A 22762-nucleotide genomic window follows, 5' to 3' on the forward strand; every position below is an offset into this window, starting at 1 on the left:
ATGCGATGGGAGTCTATTACCGGGATTCCGGTAATGTACTGGAATCCCGACGGCAGAGGTGTCATTATGAGACGGGATATCATGTGGACAGCGGTAGTCTCCGCGGTGCTTGGAGCAGGATTGATTGTGTTTGGAACTTTACAATCCAGCGAGCAAGAAACCAAATGGACAGCTTTACATGAACAAGCACAAGCTTCACTTGTAGAAGATCAGGCAGTAACGACAACATCAAGTTCGACTTTGGCTGAATCTACATCCAAAGCAACAACAGATCAGACAGATCGCTCCAAAGGTGAAACGTCATCGGCAACAGATTCTTCCAAAGAGAAGGTAGCCGAGGTAGCCAAAGATACGGTCGTTACTGAAACGGCTTCTACAAGTCAGCAACCATCGATCAAGACTCCGATCGCAACATCAGAGTCTACAAGTTCAATATCATCGAATACCGAGACTGTTGCTACAAATCCAGCACCATCAGCCCGCACACAGGATGGCAAGATTAGTATCAACCATGCGAGTCTGTCTGAACTAACTGAATTGCCGGGTATTGGAGAAAAGAAAGCACAAGCGATTATTGATTATCGCAATACGCATGGCGCTTTTCGCAGTGTGAATGAACTGGATAATGTAAAAGGAATCGGTAGCAAAATGTTAGCCAAGATGTTGCCTTATGTACAGCTTTAGGGGATGTAAGGGGGAGTAAGAGTGGTACGTAAAGATTGGGATACGTATTTTATGGATATTGCTCATATGGTCTCGACACGTTCACGATGTCCACGTCGCCATGTTGGTTCAGTACTGGTACAAGGGAAAAAATTACTCGGTACCGCTTATAATGGAGCACCGATGGGTGTACCGGATTGTTCTGAAGATGGTTGTATGATCTCAGAAGAAGTAGAACTGGTCAAAGTAGATGGTGTGGAAACAATGGTCAAAAAGCAACGTTGTATCCGTACGATTCATGCTGAACAGAATTTACTCCTTTTTACCGATCGGGCTGACCGCGAAGGTTCGGTCGTATATGTTACTGATGAGCCTTGTTGGACATGTGCAAATATGTTAGCCAATAGTGGTATTGTTGAGATCGTGTATTATCGTCCTTATCCTAAAGATACGCGCAAAGTTACAGCTATGATGAAGCAAAAAGGTATTATTTTCCGTCAGTTGGATCATTACAATCCACCACCTGACACCACAGTAATCAGCTAATCTCATACGATTCATCTGCCCTCATCGCAAAGTAGGGAACGATATATGGAAGAACCATTATCTTGTAAGTACACAACATCTGTAGAAGATGGATGTGGCTTAGTAAGGTAATGGTTCTTTTTTTGCGTAGAGGGCAAGATGGATATAAACCATAGAATAGCCATTCTCAAAAATAGAATGCCTGTTGATAACATCATAATCATATAGAACGATTGATTTCTTTTTTGAAAAACAAATAAGAACGGAGAGAGAAGTATTGCAAACACGTCCACTGGTTGCTTTATGCGTGGTATGGGTTGGAGGAAGCATGATCGCTTGTCTAACAAGCGAATATATCTGGTGGGTATTGAGCGGACTAAGTTTGATTTTATTTTCAGCGTATCTGATAATTCCGCAGATTCAACGTTCTATACTTATACTTGGCTCTGTAATATTGATTGCATCAATCTACTGGCACTGGAATGAAGTACGTAATACTAGTGATATTCCAGCTACACTTCAACTTCAAGAGTCGCAGATGATCGATCAGCCGGTGCAAGGTAAAGGGATAATTGCCAGTCCGATCAAAGTCGATGGGGATTTGGTTACTTTTTTTATGAATATATATCAATTCCAAGAAGATCAGTCACTTACTACACCAGAAAAGGTAAGAATTCAACTGAAATTAGCAACTGAAGCAGAATTACAGACAGCAGCTTCATGGCAACGTGGAGACCATATAAAGATTCAAGGGATATGGAAAGTGCCTGGAGAAGCTCGTAATTTTAATACATTTGATTATCGTGATTATCTACGTACTCAATATGTACACTGGATTATTAGCGCCAAAGGAGCAACATCGCTAGCACAGACAACTGTACCTTTATCTCAAATAACGATGTGGAAATGGGAATTACTACGTTATAACGATCAAGTTCGAGCTAATTTGGGAGCGCGAATTGATATGCTATTTGATGATCATGATCGTGGATATATGAAAGGGTTATTGATAGGCGATTCCGGTGATCTTGATCCTGAGACATTTGCTTCTTTTTCCAGACAAGGATTAACTCATATTCTTGCTATATCCGGTCTACATGTAGCGATTTATACAGCGATTTTGTTGTGGTTATTGCGTCAGATGAAGATTACCAAAGAACGGGCTTGCTTAATTGTCATAGTGTTACTGCCTATTTATGTGTTATTAACAGGTGCTTCTCCTTCAGCGGTTCGTGCAGGAATAATGGGAATAATCGGTCTATATGCGCTTAGTCGGGGAATACTCAAAGATGGATTACATATATTATGTGCTGCTTGTATAGGAATGTTGTTATATGAACCTTATTATTTACTGAATGTTAGTTTTCAATTATCTTTTATCGTCACTGCTGGATTGGTTATTTTTGTGCCGTTAGTTCAACCGTTACTTCAGAAGTTACCACCCAAATGGGCAGGAGCGTTAGCAGTAACATGGGTAGCTCAGATAATTTCGTTTCCTTTAACGATTTATTATTTTAATCAGTTTTCGATTTTATCATCGGTTGCTAATTTTATTCTTGTTCCAATTGTAAGTTTGATTGTATTGCCTGCTGGGTCGCTTGTACTTGCTCTTAGTTATCTGTGGTTGCCAGTAGCGAATAGCTTAGGCAATGTGATCTCATGGATTAATACATGGACATTTCATCTGGTAGATTGGATCGATATCGTACCCGGAATGTTAACAATCTGGTATTCACCATCTATCCTATGGATCTTGTTATATTATGTAATGCTGTATACAGGTTTGCGTTGTCTACAACATATAATGCAGTGGCAATTTCGCGAACAATCTGTGCATCTTTCTTTGACAAATGGTGATACCACTAATCAGCAAGAGACTTACACTCAGCCGTTAGATCAACGTCTTTTTGTAGCAAATCATTTTAATAATTATAGTAGTCATCATACGCAATCTTTTTTCTCGCTTATCCATAAAATACAATCTAGCTGGCATGCTATTGCTTATATATCTCCATGGATGAAGCGTAGGTATATAGCTTGTTGTGCAAGTGGCTTAGTCATGATGGGTTTACTTGTGTATGGATATACTCAACCTGTCACTTCAGGAGCAGGAACAGTCCAGTATTTAGATGTCGGACAAGGAGATAGCATTTTGATTACTACGCCACAAGGAAAACAGATACTAGTAGATGGTGGCGGAACGATGACATTTGAACGTCTTGGACAAGAATGGAGAAAACGAAAAAATCCATACGAGATCGGCAACAAGTTACTTGTGCCATTATTGAAAAAGCGAGGGATACATCATTTAGATGCTGTACTTTTAACTCATGGGGATCATGATCATGCAGGAGGGTTACCAGCTGTTATCGAACAAATTCCTGTACATCATTTTATTTTTAATGGTACGTTGCCAGATGGAGATAGTCTCAATCCTTTAATGAAGACTATACTGGATCAACAGATTCCTTTGATTACACCTACACCGGGTAGTGAATTACAGATAGATGATCAGACAACGTTAACCTTTTTAGCTCCAGAAACGCCGAATCAAAGGAATGTAATCTCTACCTATACCAAAGGATTACCACGCGAAGAAAATCAAAATCATTATTCTATCGTTTTTTTACTTACGATGAATGAACGTCATTTTTTGTTTACAGGAGATGCAGATCAAGCAGAAGAACAAGGGATTTTATATCAGCTTCAACAATCTTCTACTTTTAAAAATAATTCTGTTTTTACAGCATCATTAGCAGAGTGTAATTTTCCTATCGATGTACTCAAAATTGGTCATCATGGTAGCAAAACATCTTCTTCCAGTGAATGGCTACAGTACTGGCAACCTGCTGTATCTGTTATTTCTGTAGGAGCTACCAATACATATGGTCATCCTACAGAAGAAGTATTAGAGCGAATAGAACAGGTAGATTCAGAAGTCGCTCGAACCGATCTTCAAGGAGAAATACAGATTCAAGTACATCCAGATGGAGAAATGTTACAGCGGGTCATGTATCCTTTACCATAATACTTGTATTGTAGATAAGCTAATGTATACACTTGTATTTGTATTCATCTCCGCTGTCGGGATGACGAATACAAGTGTTTCTGTTATTCTAAATACAGTCTTGAACCGTTTACATCTTTGCATTCGATTCGGATGAATCCTACATAGGGTAAGTCTTTATAACAACAGAGTTCACATCTTCCAGCAATGCAAGATAAAGCGCGTAGACCACTAATTATTCAAATGAATCAAAACATTAAAATTAATTTGAAAATAACTGCAACTATTAGGCAATAGATTGCGTCTGAATAGTTGTAAGGAGAGGGGGATCCTCCGTGGTGGAGCAGGGACTCATCAAGGCCGCCCAAGCGGGAGACCGGGATGCTCTAATCACCCTATTAAGAGAGATAGAACATCATGTCTACAAAACGGCATATTACATTTTAAATAATGAACAAGATGCTCTAGACGCGGCTCAGGAAGCTTTGATCCGTATTTATATCAAAATCGGTTCCTATGAAGAAAAAGCACAATTCAAAACATGGGTACAACGAATCGTAACAAATGTATGTATTGATAAATTTAGACGTAGCAAGCCTACGGTCTCGATTGATGAGCATGAGATGGTTTTTGAAGGTCGCGATAATGTAGAACACGATGTTATGCGTGCTTATACATCAGAAGATGTACGTGAAGCGATCAATCAATTACCGGAGCATCACCGAACCGTTATTGTACTCCGTTATATTCAAGATTTATCCTATAACGAAATAGCAGATTGTCTTGATTTGCCATTGAATACTGTGAAATCGTATTTGTTTCGTGCCCGTCAACAATTACAGAGTCTGCTTGCAGATTATGAGAAAGGAGGAGTGACTGGATGAAACGTGAAGTAGCGGAAGAATGGATGAACCGCTATTTGGACGGTGATCTAAGCGAGGAAGATGCTGATATCCTGTTCCGCCATATCGATAATAATCCTGATGATGCGGATACATTTCGAATAATGAGCGCTTTATCTTTACAGCTTGAAAAATTACCTGATGTCAAACCCAAATTTAGTCTAGTCGATTCTATATTACCTACTTTAGATGATATCGATGCCGAACGTCGTGCTGAGATTGCTTCTGATATTGGCATTATGGAACCCCAACATGAGAAACAAGATGAATTTACAGAACGTCGTAGACAGCGCAGTTCATGGCGAGATCGCTTGCCAGTACGAACGATTGGTGGACTGGTTGCTGCTGGTGTTATTCTTGGAGTTTCGATTGCAACTTATGAACCCAAAACACTTTCAGATGCAGGACAAGCACCGTCTGCGATAAGTATGGAGCAACAGACCAAAGATCAAGAAACAGGCGCAGCGAAATCGAAAGCTGAACAAGATGCTACCTTACAAGCACCTGCAACCAATACGCCTGAATCAACAACTTCACCTGAAACGAACACACAACCACAGTCTGAAGAATCACAAAAAGTAACACCTGACAGTGGAAGTGGAACATTAGATCAACAACCAACAACGCCGGATAAATCGACTCCTGATACAGGTACAGGCACTAGCCAGGAAAGCACTCCTTCTTCAGGCAACAAGGGAGGCAATCCGCCAGCAAGTTCCCAGACTGCACCAGAATCAAGTCCGCCGAGTTCAGGCAATGGTACAAGCAACAATGAAGATCAGTTGATGAGAGAGCAACAAATCGCACCAGAAACAGATAGTAGTGGTACGAGCGAATCATCTCCTGCAACAGGGACAGATGAAGGAACAGCAGATAGCAGTTCTTCCAATAGTTCTAAATCGGCCACAGACAGCACTACCCCAAGTACTGCAAATAACGATGAATCATCATCTCCAGTAGCACCAAAAGCAAGTACAGATGATAGTTCATCCAAAGATAGTTCAGCATCTAAAGACAATGCTTCTAGCACTACGCCTGAGGCATCCAATAATGATGCTAAACCTAAAACGTATAGTCTAGCACCGGAAGCTGATTCTAAAGCCAAAGATGATAGCAAAGTTCGTTCATTTAGTACGAATACGATACAGCAAGAACAAGAGTGGGTATCTCCGAGTTCATCATTTGCAGTGGTGTTAACCACATCGAATACGTTGCGACTCGATAGCTTATCCAAAAACAATATTAATGGTCGTACAGTCGTGGCTACAGCTACGATTGATGGTACGTGGTTAAATGGTCAATGGACCAAAGATGGCAAAACATTTAATTATCAAGTAGCTAAAGAAGGCAAAACCAAATGGTATAAACTTTCTACAGCCGGACTTCAGTAATATCGATGTACGTGATAACAAGTGTAAACAAAGAACTTTCCGAGTATTTTGGAAAGTTCTTTGTCGTATGTTCCTTTTTCCGTTAAAATAAAAAGGACGAACTTGGGGGGACGGAGTATGGACTTAAAAACAGCAAGTAAAGATATCAAAAATAATCAGCCAGCCGCTATTTATGTATGCTATGGCAATGAAAAATATCGTATTCGTGAATTTATTGATTTTGCGACAGCTCAACTGATTGAACCTGAACATAAAGACTTTGCTTTGGCTCAGTACGATCTTGCAGAGACACCGCTGGAAACGGTAATTGAAGAAGCTGAAGAGATTCCTTTTATGGTGCCGCGCAAATTAATGATTGTGAAAGATTCTTCTGTGCTGACAGCAGGCAAAGATACCAAAATCGAACATCGTATCGATTCGTTACTTAAATATATGGAACATCCTGCTGATTACAGTATTATTATTTTCTGGGTACAGGGTGAAAAGTTAGATGAGCGTAAAAAAATAGTCAAAGCGCTCAAATCATCATCAGCTTGCCTTTTACCGTTCCAACCAATGGGTGCAGACGAATTGTTACAATGGCTGATCCGTCATGCTAAAAAGTTAGAATGCGAATGTTCTACAACCGCCGCAGAGGCACTTGTACAGTCTGCAGGGACAGGATTGGGTATTTTAGCGGCAGAGATGGATAAGCTGTGTCTACACGCAGGCAAAGGCGGTACAATCACAGTCGAAGATGTACATCACCTTGTTGCACGCAGTACAGAGCAAAATGTATTTGCATTAGTCGAGCAGATTGCTGCTGTTCGCTTAGAGCAAGCTTTGACTATTTTCTATGATTTGCTAAAACAACGTGAAGAGCCGATTAAAATTGCTGCTCTGATTGCTCGTCAATTCCGAATTATGTTGCAAGTTAAAGAATTAGCAGGTCAGAATTATTCGCAACAGCAGATGGCTTCTCAATTAAGTCTGCATCCGTATGTAGTGAAGTTAGCCGGTGAACAAGCTCGCAAATTCGATAGTCAGAAATTACGCTCGATTTTGGCACATCTAGCCAGACTGGATTATCAGATGAAAACAGGAGCTATCGATAAAGTATTGGGGCTGGAAATGTTTTTGTTACGTTTGGGAGCTTGAGATGCGTGGCATAAGCAATGTATAAAAATAATATATACCAAAATAAATAAAAAAGGCTTACCCGCAATCTATTATCTGTGGGTAAGCCTTTTTTTGTGACTTCAAAGCAACAAAATAAACCCCTGTTCGGAATGGCCGAAGCAGGGGTTTATCATATGCAGATGATGAATACATTCAATCATCTGTTGCACGAAATTTAGCCTTGGCTAGAAATCGCGTTTAGTTTTTTAGCCAAACGGGATTTTTTGCGAGCAGCCGCATTTTTGTGGACAAGACCTTTAGTAGCAGCTTTATCAAGCTTCTTGGAAGCAGCGATTACAGCAGCTTTTGCAGCTTCTACATCAGTATTCACAAGTGCAGTATCAGCAGCTTTAACTGTTGTACGAAGAGCAGACTTCTGAGAAGCGTTCAACGCACGACGTTTTTCACTAGTTTTTACACGTTTCACCGCGGATTTAATGTTAGGCAATTACATTCACCTCCTGTAGAGCATATACGTATTCTTCACAACTTTAAATATTCTATCATGTACCCTAGGCAAATGCAATACCATTATTGACTATAAGCAATGATATTTCAGATGTGGGATTGCTGTAAAATCGCTCAACTGCTATAATAAACGGATTAATGGGATTGTTGATTTTTTTCAATAATCAGCAGTATATTTCAGGCTTGTGTTGGGGGTAAGGCATGACTGATATGTCAGTAAGACAACAAAAAATTCGTAATTTTTCAATCATTGCGCATATAGACCACGGTAAATCCACTTTGGCTGACCGTATTTTGGAATATACAGGCGCGCTCACTTCGCGTGAGATGCAAGCACAAGTACTCGATCAAATGGACTTGGAACGTGAACGTGGAATCACGATCAAATTACAAGCCGTTCGTCTTGTGTACAAAGCAGATGATGGTGTGGAATATCTGCTGAATCTGATTGATACACCGGGACACGTCGACTTTACGTATGAAGTATCTCGTAGTCTAGCAGCCTGTGAAGGCGCTTTGCTTGTCGTTGATGCGGCGCAAGGTATCGAAGCTCAGACGTTAGCTAACGTTTATTTGGCGTTAGATAACAATCTAGAAATTTTGCCAGTCATCAACAAAATCGATCTTCCAAGTGCTGATCCTGAACGGGTGAAGCAAGAAGTCGAAGATGTTATTGGACTGGATGCAAGCGACGCTGTACTGGCTTCTGCCAAAGCAGGAATCGGTATTAAGGAAATCTTGGAGCAAGTGGTACAAAAAGTACCTGCACCTACAGGCGATCCGAATAAGCCGCTTAAAGCATTGATTTTTGATTCTCATTATGATCCGTATAAAGGCGTTATTGTCTATATTCGTGTTATTGATGGCAAAATCAAATCCGGTTCCAAAATTAAAATGATGGCAACAGGTAAAGAATTTGAAGTTATTGAAGTAGGGGCATTTATGCCACGGATGGCGATTGTCGATGAATTGAACGTAGGGGATGTAGGATTTATTGTAGCGGGCATCAAAACCGTTGGCGATACCAGTGTCGGTGATACGGTCACTGATGCTAAGAATCCAACACCAGAACCTTTACCAGGTTATCGTAAAATCAATCCAATGGTATATTGCGGACTGTATCCTATCGAATCTTCCGATTATATCGATCTCCGTGAAGCTTTAGAAAAATTGCAATTGAATGATGCCTCGCTCAGCTTTGAGCCTGAATCTTCAAGTGCACTTGGCTTTGGTTTCCGTTGCGGATTCTTAGGACTGCTTCATATGGATGTTATTCAAGAGCGTATTGAGCGTGAGTTCAATATTCCTTTGATTACAACCGCTCCAAGTGTTATTTACAAAGTAACATTGACTAACGGCGACGTCATGACGATCGACAACCCTTCGAACTATCCAGAAGTGGGCAAGATCGAATATGTAGAAGAGCCTTATGTCAAAGCATCTATTATCGTACCGAACGATTATGTAGGTACAGTTATGGAATTGTGTCAGAATAAGCGTGGCGAATTTATCAACATGGAATATCTGGATACCACTCGTGTAACGATTACGTATCAAGTGCCATTGTCTGAGATCGTTTATGACTTCTTTGACCAATTGAAATCCAGTACCAAAGGGTATGCTTCATTTGATTATGAAGTGTCTGGATACCGCAAATCGAATCTGGCGAAAATGGATATTTTGCTTAACGGCGAACAAGTCGATGCACTATCCTTTATCGTTCACCGCGAACGTGCATATCATCGCGGACGGATTATTTGTGAAAAATTACGTGAATTGATTCCGCGTCAAATGTTTGAGATTCCTATCCAAGCATCTGTCGGAACCAAAGTTGTTGCCCGCGAAACGGTTAAAGCGATGCGTAAAAACGTATTGGCTAAATGTTATGGCGGTGACATTTCTCGTAAACGTAAATTGCTAGACAAGCAAAAAGAAGGTAAAAAACGGATGAAACAAGTCGGTAATGTCGAAGTGCCTCAAGAAGCATTTATGGCAGTACTAAAAATCGATGATTAAAGCGCTTGGCACCATAAGCGCGACTTCTTCTAGTCCAATCCAACAATGATTTTTGCAGAGCAAAATATCTTACGTTTAGCGCTTGGCACCATAAGCGCGACTTCTTCTAGTCCAATCCAATAATGATTTTTGCAAAGCAAAATATCTTACGATTAGCGCTTGGCACCATAAGCACTCCTTCTAATCTTGTACTACGATAATCGCAATACTAGGATCATTCGGGGAGAGCCGCAAGGCTTTCCCTTTTGTCCTAGCACTTAGCAGTATAAGTGCGATCAAGTTCAATCCAAAGTGATTTTTGTAAAACAAAATATCTTTCTATCAGCACATGCCAGTATAAGTGCTTGTCACTATGAAACGCATTAGCAACACTACTATCCACAAACGGGGAGGAAAAAGAGTCATGAATAGCAATGTACACAGCGACGCGCCCCGTGCGATCTATATGCACATTCCTTTTTGCACCAATAAGTGCTTTTACTGCGACTTTAATTCTTATGTTCTCAAAGATCAGCCAGTAATGGATTATTTACGGGCATTGGAACGTGAGATGGAATATACAGTACAACAGACTCCACCTGGGGTTATTGATACGATTTTTGTTGGTGGAGGTACACCAACTGTTCTCAAAAACGACGAAATGGAATACTTTTTACAAAGTATTCGCAAACATTTTCCAAATTGGTCTGAAAATATCGAATTTACAATGGAAGCGAATCCGGGTACAACCGATCTGGAAAAAATGGCAATTATGAAAGCTGGCGGAGTCAATCGTGTAAGTTTTGGCGTACAAGCATTTCAAAATGAGCTATTAACAGGGATTGGGCGTATTCATAATATTGATGACGTATATCGTAGTCTGGAAAATGCACGTAAAGTAGGTTTAAATAACTTATCGATTGATTTGATGTTTGGCTTACCGAATCAGACTTTAGATATGCTGTCATACAGTATTGATCGTGCGTTAGAGTTAGATTTGCCTCATTATTCGATTTATAGCTTGAAAGTTGAAGAAAATACACTATTCCATACAATGTTCCAAAAAAATCAACTTCCGTTACCAGATGAAGATGATGAATTGAATATGTACCTTCTTCTGATGGAACGCATGAAAAAAGCAGGTTACGAGCAGTACGAGATCAGTAATTTTGCCAAACCGGGCTATAGCAGTCGTCATAATACCACTTACTGGCATAATGAAGATTATTATGGGCTTGGCGCAGGAGCGCACGGGTATGTTGGCGGGAAGCGTCATATGAATATCAAAGGTGTAAATCCTTACAACGAAGCCGCAATGAAAGGCTTACCGCGATTAGAACAGTTTGAAGTAGATCGCGAAGAAGCAATGGAAGACTTTATGATGGTAGGCTTGCGCTTGTTAGATGGAGTATCCAAAGAACGCTTTGTACGTCAATTTGATGGAGCACAGTTAGATGATATTTTCCGTCCGCAAATCGAAAAATTATTACGGTTAGCTTTAATTGAACCGACAACAGCAGGTTATAAATTAAGCGAAAAAGGGCTATTATTCGGTAACGATGTTTTTGGAGAATTTGTAGGCAGTCTGGTACACGAAGCAGAAACTGCTCAATAATATAACGATATAGTAAAAACCTGAAGAGTACTTCTTCAGGTTTTTTATTTGTATTTTACATAAAAATCGATAATAAACAGCTAAATAAAAACGAAATTATGCAATTACATGAATAATTAATGCGAATTTGGTTAAATGGTAACTAATATATCGTGCAATCTAAAGCGTATAACATAAAAGTGATCTATATATAAACAAGCATCAACAGAAAATACCGATAGATCAGCTCATTAATATAGAGAATATGAATGTAAAGCTAAAATTTTTATCGTAAATCAAAAAAACTATAATCAAAAGCAATGTCATTATCCGATAAAAATAATATAAATTTCTTCTGAAAATCTATTGAAATATCATTTATCTTAATGTATATTTATACGTATTCACTTATAAGATTCAATATTGAAGTATATGAGGACAGTTTACAATTCCAATGATCTATTAAATAAAAAGCGATTTTTAAATAAACATTTCAAATTAAAAATACAAACATAAATGGTATACGGATTAGATCAAATGATTAAATAGTCTCAATAGATCCGCATCACCTTATGAGGAGGAAAGCAAAATGCCTGCCGTAGTGACTTGTAGAGCAGCAGTACTGGAAGATGTCGAACCACTGTATCAAATGATTGCAGGTTATGCCGAGCAAGGGATTATGCTTCCCCGTTCTCGTGAGGCGTTGCAACGTCAATTGAAACATTTTGTTGTCGCTGAGATTGATAACGAGTTGGTCGGTTGTGGATCACTTTGTCAATTAGGCAAAGACCTTGTTGAAATCCGTTCTTTGGGCATTTCAGATGGTCATAAAGGGCAGGGCATAGGTTCTAAGTTAGTAGATACACTACTAGAACATGCTGCTGCTAGAAAACTTCCTAAAGTCATGGCTTTGACGTATGAAGTTTCTTTTTTCAAAAAGAATGGATTTGAAGTTGTCGATACTAGCATTTTTCCTGAAAAAGTATGGACAGATTGCGTTCACTGCCCCAAACAACATTGTTGTGATGAAATCGCTGTTTTGAAAGTTATTGCTGTATAAATCAAAAAGTATAGCCATATAATCAAATATATATTAAAAAACAGCCAAACTAACTTGACAATAATCGAGTCAGTTTGGTATTTTTGTATTAGTCGTTAGCACTCATGTTGATTGAGTGCTAACGATAAGCAAAAGTGTTACATCAAATTCAAGATCAAACTGGATATGATTAGAAGGAGGGAACTACATGTTAACCGAGCGTCAAAAGATGATTCTAAATGCGATCGTGGATGATTATATTCGTTCGGCAGAGCCTGTCGGGTCCCGCAGTATATCCAAACGTGGCGATGTGCAATACAGCCCGGCTACGATTCGGAATGAAATGGCGGATCTAGAAGAGTTAGGTTTTCTAGAACAGCCGCATACTTCAGCTGGACGTATTCCTTCTCATAAAGGATATCGTTATTATGTGGATCATCTGACTCCTTTTCAACCGATCGGCGCTTCAGATGTAAAAGAACTCAAACAATTTTTTACAGAGAAATTAACAGCCGCAGAGCAGGTTATACAGCATGCTGCTATGGTTTTGTCGCATATGACAAACTATACTTCGATTCTATTAGGGCCTGAAGTGTTTAATACATCATTACGTCATTTTCAGTTAATCTCACTGGATGACCAGACAGCGCTAGCGATTATAGTGACGAATACCGGACAAGTAGAAAACCGTAAAATTCGTATTCCAGAAGGTGTCGCTGTTTCTGAATTGGAACAAGTAGTCAATTTACTCAATAGCAAATTGATCGGCGTTCCTCTGTATAAATTAAAATCACGTATCTTTTCAGAAATTGGAGAAGAGATGCAGCGCCATATGAATCATTATGAAGAAGTGATGAGTACACTCAATGCTGCTTTTGATCAGGATCAAGAACAGAAGATTTTTTTGAGCGGTGCTACCAACATGCTGATTCAACCGGAATTTAAAGATATGGATAAAGTGAAAAGTATTCTCGATCTACTCGAAGAAACTCCAACACTATCCAAAATAATTACCGAAGCTTCGGCACCAAATGGTATTCAAGTACGTATAGGTACAGAGAATAGACATGAGGCTTTTGAAAATTGTAGTCTAATTACAGCCACTTATGAAGTGAACGGCGAATCGTTAGGAACGATTGGTATATTGGGACCTACACGAATGGAATATGCTAAAGTAATCGGTATTCTAAATGTTTTGTCTCGTGATATGACTAAAATTTTGAATCATTGGTATCGCTAGTAGATACTATTTCAATATAAATATAACAATCTGTTATTAACATATTTTAAGGAGGTGAACAATCTTGAATAAAGAGCAATCCTTTCAAGAAAATAATCAATCGGAGCAAGAAATCCCGGTTAATCATACAGAAACTGAAGCTGTAGAGAGCGAAGTACCTGCTCCTGAAGCAACAGAAGGTTCTACAACAGCTGATACTGGATCTGATGAAATGGTATCCAAAGCTGAATTAGAACGTGTACAGGCACAACTAGAAGAGCAGACACAACGTGTTCTACGTGCTCAAGCGGATTTTGATAATTTCCGTCGTCGTACACAAAAGGAAAAAGAAAACTTGGCGAAATATGCTTCCGAGCAATTGATTACCGAGTTGATTCCGGTTGTTGATAACTTTGGACGCGCTATGGCGACTAAGCCGGAAAGCCCTGAACTAGAATCATTTAACAAAGGTATTGATATGATCTTCCGTCAGTTGGACGAAGTGCTTAAAGGAGCAGGCTTGACACAAATGGACGCTGTAGGGCAACCATTCAACCCTGAACTTCACCAGGCTGTGATGCAAGTCGAGTCTGATGAGCATGAAGAAGGTATCGTTGTTGAAGAATTGCAAAAAGGTTATGTACTGAAAGATAAAGTACTTCGCCCGGCAATGGTTAAAGTAAGTAGCTAATACAACTTTTTCTTTAAGATGTATTATTGCTGAATGTATGATTACAACAACTTTTAAAAATATATTAAATAGATGCTAGGAGGAAGTTTTACGATGAGTAAAGTAATTGGTATTGACTTAGGTACAACAAATTCATGTGTAGCAGTAATGGAAGGCGGCGAAGCTGTCGTTATCCCAAATCCAGAGGGTGCACGTACAACTCCTTCTGTTGTAGGTTTCAAAAAAGACGGTGAGCGTATTGTTGGTGAAACAGCAAAACGTCAATCGATCACTAACCCTGACCGTACAATTAGCTCAATCAAACGTCATATGGGTACAGATCACAAAGAATCTATCGATGATAAGAGCTACAGCCCACAAGAAATTTCAGCTATGATTTTGCAAAAATTAAAATCAGATGCAGAAGCTTACTTGGGTCAAACGGTAACTCAAGCAGTTATCACTGTTCCTGCTTACTTCAACGATAGTCAACGTCAAGCAACAAAAGATGCTGGTAAAATTGCAGGTCTTGAAGTACTACGTATTGTCAACGAACCTACAGCAGCAGCGCTTGCATACGGTTTGGAAAAATCAGAAGATCAAACGATCCTTGTATATGACCTTGGTGGTGGTACGTTTGACGTATCAATCCTTGAACTAGGCGACGGATTCTTTGAAGTAAAAGCAACCAGTGGTGACAATCACCTTGGTGGTGATGACTTTGACCAAGTGGTTATCGATTATTTGGTAAGTGAATTCAAAAAAGATCAAGGCTTGGACTTGAGTAAAGATAAAGCAGCAGTACAACGTCTTAAAGATGCAGCTGAAAAAGCGAAAAAAGAATTGTCCGGTGTATTAACAACGACGATTTCTCTTCCGTTTATCACTGTTGTAGATGGCGTACCTCAGCATTTGGAAGTAAACTTAACTCGTGCTAAATTCGAAGAATTGGCTGCTCCATTGGTTGAGCGTACACTTGGACCTACTCGTCAAGCGATCAAAGACTCTGGTCTAAGCGCTAGCGAAATCGACAAAATTGTATTGGTTGGTGGATCTACACGTATTCCAGCAGTACAAGAAGCAATCAAAAAATTAACAGGTAAAGACCCTCACAAAGGTGTTAACCCTGATGAAGTTGTAGCATTGGGTGCTGCTGTACAAGCAGGTGTCTTGACTGGTGATGTTAAAGACGTTGTCTTGCTTGACGTAACTCCATTGTCTCTTGGTATTGAAACAGCAGGTGGCGTATTTACTAAAATGATCGAGCGTAATACAACGATCCCTACAAGTAAATCACAAGTATATTCCACATATGCTGATAACCAAACAAGCGTAGAAATCCATGTACTTCAAGGTGAACGCGAAATGGCAGCAGGTAACAAAACATTAGGCCGTTTCATGTTGGGTGATATTCCTGTTGCTCCTCGTGGCGTACCACAAATCGAAGTTACTTTTGATATCGATGCGAACGGTATTGTTAATGTATCTGCTACAGATAAAGGTACAGGTAAGAGCCAAAAAATCACAATTACATCTTCTAGCGGCTTGAGCGATGAAGAAGTGGAACGTATGATGAAAGATGCTGAGCTTCATGCTGACGAAGATCGTCAACGTAAAGAATTGGTTGAAGTTAAAAACAGTGGTGACCAATTGATCTACTCTGTTGAAAAAACAATCAAAGATCTTGGCGAAAAAGCAGATGCAGCTGAAGTAGAAAAAGCAAATGCAGCTAAAGAAACATTGAAAACGGCTTTGGAAGGCGACGATGTAGAAGCAATCAAATCTGCTACAGAAGCGCTAAGTGAAGTGGCTCAAGCTCTTGCTGTTAAATTGTATGAGCAAGCTGCACAAGAAGGTCAAGCAGCAGAAGGTGCTGAAGGCACAACAACTCAAAAAGATAACGTTGTTGACGCTGAGTACGAAGTGGTTGACGAAGACGAGAAAAAAGATAAATAATTAGCACCACATAAATAACATTTATGAAGTGGGAAGGTCAAAGCCGGGGCATCCCGTGCTTTGACTTTCGTTTGTTTATAAGGATACACTTGGATATTGTGTAGCTAATGTGCGACAGATTATCAAGTGTATACAGATTTGGCGAAATAAGATATCTATATTACAAGGAGTCGAGGTGGAACGATGGCAGATAAGCGCGATTATTATGAAGTGCTGGGTGTAGGCAAAAGTGCTTCCGATAATGAAATTAAAAAAGCATATCGTGGACTAGCCCGTAAATATCATCCAGACGTAAACAAAGAAGCAGATGCAGAAACGAAATTTAAAGAAGTAAAAGAAGCATATGACGTATTAAGCGATTCTTCTAAACGTTCTCAATATGATCAATTTGGTCATATCGATCCTAACCAGGGCATGGGCGGAGGCGGATTCTCTTCAGGTGGAGGAGGATTTGGCGATATCTTCGATATGTTCTTTGGTGGAGGAGGCAGACAGCGTGATCCTAATGCTCCACAACGTGGTAATGACCTTCAATATACGATGACGATTGAATTTAAAGAAGCGGTATTCGGTAAAGAAACCGATATTACGATTAACCGTACTGAAAATTGTGATACATGTAACGGAACAGGTGCCAAAAAAGGGACTCAACCTAAAACATGTTCTGTTTGTCATGGTAGCGGTCAAGAAGAAGTTGTACAAAATACACCATTCGGTCGTATGGTTAACCGTCGCAGTTGTTCTAACTGTGGTGGATCAGGTACGATTATTGAAGAAAAATGCGGTACTTGTGGCGGTACAGGTCGTGTACAAAAACAACGCAAAATCAATGTTCGTATTCCAGCCGGTGTAGATGACGGCGCACAAATGCGAGTTAACGGTGAAGGCGAAGGTGGTTCACGTGGAGGTCCTCCAGGTGATCTATATATCGTATTCCGCGTTAAACCGCATGATTTCTTCGAGCGTGAAGATGATGATATCTATTGTGAGATTCCAATCACATTTGCTCAAGCAGCTTTGGGTGATGAGATTGAAGTCCCTACATTGAATGAAAAAGTGAAAATTAAAGTACCTGCTGGTACGCAAACAGGAACGTATTTCCGTCTTAAAGGAAAAGGTGTTCCTCGTCTACGTGGCGTAGGTCAAGGGGATCAACATATCAAAGTGGTTGTTGTAACTCCAAGTAATCTAAGTGATGAGCAAAAAGATTTGCTTCGTCAATTTGGAGCACTAAACGGTGAGCACACTCATGAAAATGAGCAATCTTTTTTTGATCGTGTAAAACGTGCTTTCCGCGGTGATTAAATCATAGAATCTCTGAGTAGAAAGCCCGGTTCTTTATGAGCCGGGCTTTTCATTCGGTTGTTAATGATGTATGAAAGAGAATTTTGAATTTGGGCGTACAGATGTAGTACAATAAATCGTACGTATGTTTTACTATTAGGGGGAAATTAATAATGTTATGGCATGAGTTAACTATACATACAACAGAGCAAGCGGTAGAAATGATTTCTAACTTTCTGCATGAAGCTGGAGCTGGTGGTGTAGCGATTGAAGAATCAGGTACATTGAACAAACCGCGCGATACTTCATATGGACAATGGTACGAACTTCCGCTTAATGATATTCCTGAAGGATTAGCAGTGGTACAAGGTTATTTTGCAGAAGAAACTGATATGAATATTCTGATGGAAGAAGTACGTGCACGTATAGCACAACTTCATGAATTCGATATTGAAGTCGGTACAGCAGAGATGTCGTTCAAAACGGTTGACGAAGAAGATTGGGCGAATGCGTGGAAACAATATTTCAAACCGATTCGTGTCTCTGAGCGTCTAACGATCAAGCCGACATGGGAAGATTATACACCTGAGAGCGATATCGAAAAGATTATTGAATTAGATCCGGGAATGGCGTTTGGTACAGGGACACATCCTACAACATCTCTTTGCTTACGTACACTCGAAACGGTGATTAAAGGTGGAGAAGAAGTCATTGATGTAGGTACAGGATCGGGTATCTTGGCGATTGGAGCGATTAAATTAGGAGCTAAAAGCGTGCTTGCGCTTGACCTTGATCCGGTAGCTGTATCCAGTGCCAAAGAAAACACGCATTTGAATGGATTGGAACAAGAGATCACTGTCTTTGAAAGTGATCTGTTATCTGTGCTCAAAGCAGATGCAACAACCAAGCTGAATGTAACGTTACCAGTGCAAGTGGTAGTTGCTAATATTTTAGCAGAAATTATTTTGTTATTTATTGAAGATGTATATGAAGCACTAACACCGGATGGTGTATATATCGCATCAGGCATTTATAAAAATAAAGAAGATGTTGTTCGTGAAGCTCTAGAAGCTGCCGGATTTATTATCGAAGGCGCACATCGGGATGAAGATTGGATTGCCTTTGTTGCGAGAAAGAGGTAAGGAATGGATTTTTTGAATGAATTGTTATTTGTAAGATTAAATGAATTACCTTTTTATGTTTTAGCAATAGTTATTGGATTTACAGTACATGAATTTTCGCATGCTTATTTTGCAAATAAACTAGGTGATCCTACAGCTCGTTTGCTTGGACGCGTGAGTTTGAATCCAGCAGTTCATATGGATATATTTGGACTTATTTTATTGCTAATTGCAGGTTTTGGTTGGGCAAAGCCTGTGCCAGTGACTCGTGAGAACTTTAAAAATCCAAGATTAATGGGAATCATAGTTTCTGCTGTAGGTCCTATTAGTAATTTAGTTTTAGCACTTTTCACTATTATTATTTATTATGCTTTAAATTATTTTGGTATTATTGGTTCTTTTGCGAATAATAGAATTGATGCTGCTATTGGTACTTTTGTATATTATATGGTAACTATGAACTGTTTCTTATTCGTATTTAATTTAATTCCTTTACCACCTTTGGATGGTTATAGAATTTTGAGTGATTGGTTACCGAGACGTGCTAGTGCTAAATTGCAACAAGTAGAGCAATGGGCAATGTTATTATTTTTATTACTTGTATTTATACAGCCATTGCGTGAGGTTACGATTCAACCTTTGTACAATCTTGCAGGTTATTTAGCTACTAGTTTTTATACTTTTGCTAAAATCATTTTTGGTGGATAAATGCAGTACAGATCGAACTAAAAATTAACTGAATCTAAGGGACAGAAGCAGGTGAACGATACATTACACCTAGCCCTGTCCCTTTAAAAGTTGTATGATATTAACTTGAGTTAGCACGTTATCAAATGCACATAGAAAGTGGATGAAGTATGCAGCGATATTTTGTACCCGCAGACCAGTTTGACGAGCAAGAAGTGCGTATTACTGGTGAAGATGCGCGTCATATTAGTCGAGTGATGCGATCCCGTATAGGCGATCAAGTGATTGCTTGTAACGGTCAATCTTTAGATGTATTGGTTGAAATTACAGAACTTGCCGAAGGCGTAGTGACTGCGTCGATCGTAGAACGATTAGAGCAACATGGAGAACCGGTCGTATTTGTGACAGTTGCTCAAAGTCTGCCCAAAGCCGATAAAATGGAAAGTGTTATTCAGAAATGTACAGAAATCGGTGCATCTTCTTTTCTGCCGTTTTTATCTGAACGTACTGTTGTCCAATATGATGAGCGTAAAGAAGTGAAACGGATTCAACGCTGGAGCAAAATAGCTAAAGAAGCCGCAGAACAAAGTCATCGGAGTCGTGTACCGCAGGTCGATTCACCTGTATCGTGGAAGCAATTATTGAAGCAGTTTGCAGATTATGATTTGATCTGTTTTTGTTATGAAAAAGAAAATGGGCATCAGCTTCGAGATGTTGTTCAACCTTTTGCTGAATCGTTACTGCTAACCAAAGAAACGACTGCAGCCAAAGCGATACGTGTGATGATTGTCGTAGGACCTGAAGGTGGATTTAGTGAACAAGAAGTAGAAGCGGCAGAGGCGAGCGGCGCTATCGTTACAGGGCTAGGACGACGTATCTTGCGTACCGAGACAGCGGCAATGACAGCATTGGCATGTATTATGTATGAAACTGGCGAAATGAACGCTAACAAAGGGTAACGATTATAAATGATTAGCAGGAAAACAAAAAAGGAGTGGAACACTATTGGCAAGCGTGATATTGCAGCCCAAACGTAAAAAAAGATTAGAACAAGCTCATCCATGGGTTTTTCAAAATGAGATTGCTTCGGTTGAAGGAGATCCTATTCCCGGGCAATTGGTTAGTGTACTGACTCATCAGAAGCGTTTTTTAGCTACAGGATATTATAATCCTGCTTCGCAGATCACTGTACGGGTTGTATCGTACCAACCTTTAGAAGAAATGGATACTGCTTTTTTTGTAGAGCGATTTACACGTTGTCTTAAACATCGTAATCGTTTTTTGCCTACTGAAAATGCGTATCGTTTGGTCTATGGAGAAGCTGATTTTCTACCGGGATTGATTGTTGATCGGTTTGGCGAAGTATTGGTTGTACAATTATTGACGTTAGGCATGGATGCTTGTCGTCAACATATTATTGATGCATTGGTACAAGTGATGCAGCCGCTTGGTATTTATGAGCGTAGCGATGTGTCTGTACGTAAATTAGAAGGATTAGAAGAAGTAACAGGTGTGTTGTACGGAGAATGTCCTCGTCATGTGACCGTTACCGAAAATGGTCTATTGATCGAAGTCGATATTGTCGAAGGTCAGAAAACAGGATATTTTTTTGATCAGCGTGAAAATCGTGCTTCGATTGCTCCTTTGATGCTTGGCTGGGGTGATCGTAGCGGAATCGAATTGGCTGAAGTAGAAATAGATGGACATGTAACGCATAAGCCTGTGAATCGCAATGGTAAAATTGTAGATTTCCCTTACTGGGATGGAGCAAATGTGCTAGAGTGCTTTTCACATACCGGAAGCTTTACGCTACATGCGTGTCATTATGGAGCTAAAAAAGTAACTTGTCTTGATATTTCTGCACATGCGATCGAAAGTGCAAAAGAAAATGTACGCTTAAATGGATTTGAAGATCGTGTTGAATTTGTAGTGGATGATGCTTTTGATTATTTGCGCCGTAATGCCAAAGGCTTAGATGAGCGTCAATTACGTAGTAGTGCAGAGAGCAAACAAGATACATCCAAACCGATGACTGCTGCGGGTGGACGTTCTTGGGATGTAGTTATTTTGGATCCACCTGCTTTTGCCAAAACGAAAAGTGCTGTAGCAGGTGCTGTTCGTGGATACAAAGATATCAATTTACACGGCATGAAATTAGTCAATGAAGGTGGATATCTAGTGACAGCTAGTTGTTCTTATCATATGCGTCCTGATCTATTTTTGGAAACGATTCAAGATGCAGCTAAAGATGCTGGCAAAGTATTACGTCTAATTGAATGGCGTGCAGCAGGTAAAGATCACCCGCAAATTTTGGGCGTGGACGAAGGACATTATTTGAAATTCGCTATCTTTGAAGTACGTAGTAAAATGTTTTAAATCGTAATTTTAATAGAGTGTTTATAAAATTGCTAGATGACTTGAATAATCTATTCGTGATTCTGGAATGTTAAAGCTACCTCTTACATGTTAGCTGTTGATCTAGGGTCTCTGTAGTACAATAAACAGTAGACTGTATATGCTTTGAAATATATAATTAATCATTTATTTTAAGTACAACATCCATATTCACAAAGATCATGTATAAATATAAAATCGATCATGAAAGAGGGATTGCATTGTCAGAGCAAAAAAGTGAAATTGAAGCGGTGATCACGCCACTCGGTTATCTGTATGGACGTGATGCGATCTATGTGGATAAGCTTTACTATGGGCTGGGTCGCAGAAGGGTGACGTTAGCAGGTGAGTTTAATGGTGCGCTAGCAAGTAAAAGCGAGTCAGACGATTTTGTCATGTACACGCTTCGCTTTGAAGGGGTGTTCTACTTTAATATGGTAGAACTCGATTTGTATAGTGATCAGCTACCGCCAGGGCAATCGGACATTAAGTCGAACTGGTTGGAATATCGTCAGTCTCCACTTTTGGAACGAGCGCAGCAGAAGCAAGAGCTAAAGGAACTGCGTCATTTTATACTGTTTACGTATGATGATGTGTTTGAAATTGCCTGTCAGCGTTATGAGTTAGAACTACATCCGAACAAGAGCAACGCCGAATAGTCATTGTCAGATGGCTATTCTTTTTTTATA

At 39.7% G+C, this 22762-nt stretch carries 19 protein-coding genes; 18 read left to right on the plus strand and 1 reads right to left on the minus strand.

Annotated elements, in window-relative coordinates:
- The 6 genes from PQ460_RS07290 (at position 1) to holA (ending at position 7625) form a co-directional block, all read left to right on the plus strand.
- Complete coding sequence (locus PQ460_RS07290; protein ID WP_274172220.1) at positions 1-684, plus strand: ComEA family DNA-binding protein; 684 nt, start codon at positions 1-3, stop codon at positions 682-684.
- Between the two features lie 51 nt (positions 685-735).
- A complete protein-coding gene (locus PQ460_RS07295; RefSeq protein WP_274172888.1) occupies positions 736-1209 on the plus strand; it encodes a deoxycytidylate deaminase in 474 nt (157 codons plus the stop codon).
- Positions 1210-1465: 256 nt separating this feature from the next.
- Complete coding sequence (locus PQ460_RS07300; protein WP_274172221.1) at positions 1466-4216, plus strand: ComEC/Rec2 family competence protein; 2751 nt, start codon at positions 1466-1468, stop codon at positions 4214-4216.
- 314 nt (positions 4217-4530) lie between these two features.
- Positions 4531-5079, plus strand: coding sequence for an RNA polymerase sigma factor (locus PQ460_RS07305; RefSeq protein ID WP_274172222.1), 549 nt, complete (start codon positions 4531-4533; stop codon positions 5077-5079).
- A complete protein-coding gene (locus tag PQ460_RS07310; RefSeq protein WP_274172223.1) occupies positions 5076-6488 on the plus strand; it encodes a hypothetical protein in 1413 nt (470 codons plus the stop codon). Before PQ460_RS07305 ends, PQ460_RS07310 begins: the two co-directional genes overlap by 4 nt.
- A gap of 117 nt (positions 6489-6605) precedes the next feature.
- The gene (gene holA, locus PQ460_RS07315; RefSeq protein ID WP_274172224.1) at positions 6606-7625 is read left to right on the plus strand and encodes a DNA polymerase III subunit delta; all 1020 of its coding nucleotides are present in this window, start codon (positions 6606-6608) and stop codon (positions 7623-7625) included.
- A gap of 196 nt (positions 7626-7821) precedes the next feature.
- Here holA and rpsT read toward each other — a convergent pair whose 3' ends face one another.
- Positions 7822-8094 carry a 30S ribosomal protein S20 gene (rpsT, locus tag PQ460_RS07320; RefSeq protein ID WP_204823214.1) on the minus strand — a complete coding sequence of 91 codons (273 nt, stop codon included), beginning with the start codon at positions 8092-8094 and terminating at the stop codon, positions 7822-7824.
- 221 nt (positions 8095-8315) lie between these two features.
- Between rpsT and lepA the strand changes: the two genes are divergently transcribed.
- The 12 genes from lepA (at position 8316) to PQ460_RS07380 (ending at position 22732) form a co-directional block, all read left to right on the plus strand.
- On the plus strand, positions 8316-10130 hold the full coding sequence (lepA, locus tag PQ460_RS07325; RefSeq protein WP_273613132.1) for a translation elongation factor 4: 1815 nt from the start codon (positions 8316-8318) through the stop codon (positions 10128-10130).
- A 403-nt stretch (positions 10131-10533) separates the two neighbouring features.
- Positions 10534-11724, plus strand: a complete 1191-nt coding sequence (gene hemW / locus PQ460_RS07330) for a radical SAM family heme chaperone HemW (protein ID WP_274172225.1) — start codon at positions 10534-10536, stop codon at positions 11722-11724.
- A gap of 568 nt (positions 11725-12292) precedes the next feature.
- Positions 12293-12763 carry an N-acetyltransferase gene (locus tag PQ460_RS07335; protein WP_204823217.1) on the plus strand — a complete coding sequence of 157 codons (471 nt, stop codon included), beginning with the start codon at positions 12293-12295 and terminating at the stop codon, positions 12761-12763.
- A 187-nt stretch (positions 12764-12950) separates the two neighbouring features.
- Entirely contained in the window at positions 12951-13982 is a 1032-nt protein-coding gene (gene hrcA / locus PQ460_RS07340; RefSeq protein WP_204823218.1) for a heat-inducible transcriptional repressor HrcA, read from the plus strand.
- 64 nt (positions 13983-14046) lie between these two features.
- A complete protein-coding gene (gene grpE / locus PQ460_RS07345) occupies positions 14047-14652 on the plus strand; it encodes a nucleotide exchange factor GrpE (protein ID WP_273613130.1) in 606 nt (201 codons plus the stop codon).
- Between the two features lie 93 nt (positions 14653-14745).
- Complete coding sequence (gene dnaK / locus PQ460_RS07350) at positions 14746-16587, plus strand: molecular chaperone DnaK (RefSeq protein ID WP_274172226.1); 1842 nt, start codon at positions 14746-14748, stop codon at positions 16585-16587.
- Between the two features lie 183 nt (positions 16588-16770).
- Positions 16771-17892, plus strand: a complete 1122-nt coding sequence (dnaJ, locus tag PQ460_RS07355; protein WP_274172227.1) for a molecular chaperone DnaJ — start codon at positions 16771-16773, stop codon at positions 17890-17892.
- A gap of 152 nt (positions 17893-18044) precedes the next feature.
- Entirely contained in the window at positions 18045-19013 is a 969-nt protein-coding gene (gene prmA, locus PQ460_RS07360; protein WP_274172228.1) for a 50S ribosomal protein L11 methyltransferase, read from the plus strand.
- Positions 19014-19016: 3 nt separating this feature from the next.
- Entirely contained in the window at positions 19017-19700 is a 684-nt protein-coding gene (locus PQ460_RS07365; RefSeq protein ID WP_273613126.1) for a site-2 protease family protein, read from the plus strand.
- A 149-nt stretch (positions 19701-19849) separates the two neighbouring features.
- Entirely contained in the window at positions 19850-20638 is a 789-nt protein-coding gene (locus PQ460_RS07370; protein ID WP_274172229.1) for a 16S rRNA (uracil(1498)-N(3))-methyltransferase, read from the plus strand.
- 46 nt (positions 20639-20684) lie between these two features.
- Positions 20685-22055 carry a class I SAM-dependent rRNA methyltransferase gene (locus tag PQ460_RS07375; protein ID WP_274172230.1) on the plus strand — a complete coding sequence of 457 codons (1371 nt, stop codon included), beginning with the start codon at positions 20685-20687 and terminating at the stop codon, positions 22053-22055.
- Positions 22056-22324: 269 nt separating this feature from the next.
- Entirely contained in the window at positions 22325-22732 is a 408-nt protein-coding gene (locus PQ460_RS07380; protein WP_274172231.1) for a hypothetical protein, read from the plus strand.
- Positions 22733-22762 lie beyond the last annotated feature (30 nt).

The sequence above is a fragment of the Paenibacillus sp. KACC 21273 genome (assembly GCF_028736095.1).
GTDB lineage: Bacteria > Bacillota > Bacilli > Paenibacillales > Paenibacillaceae > Saccharibacillus > Saccharibacillus kyungheensis.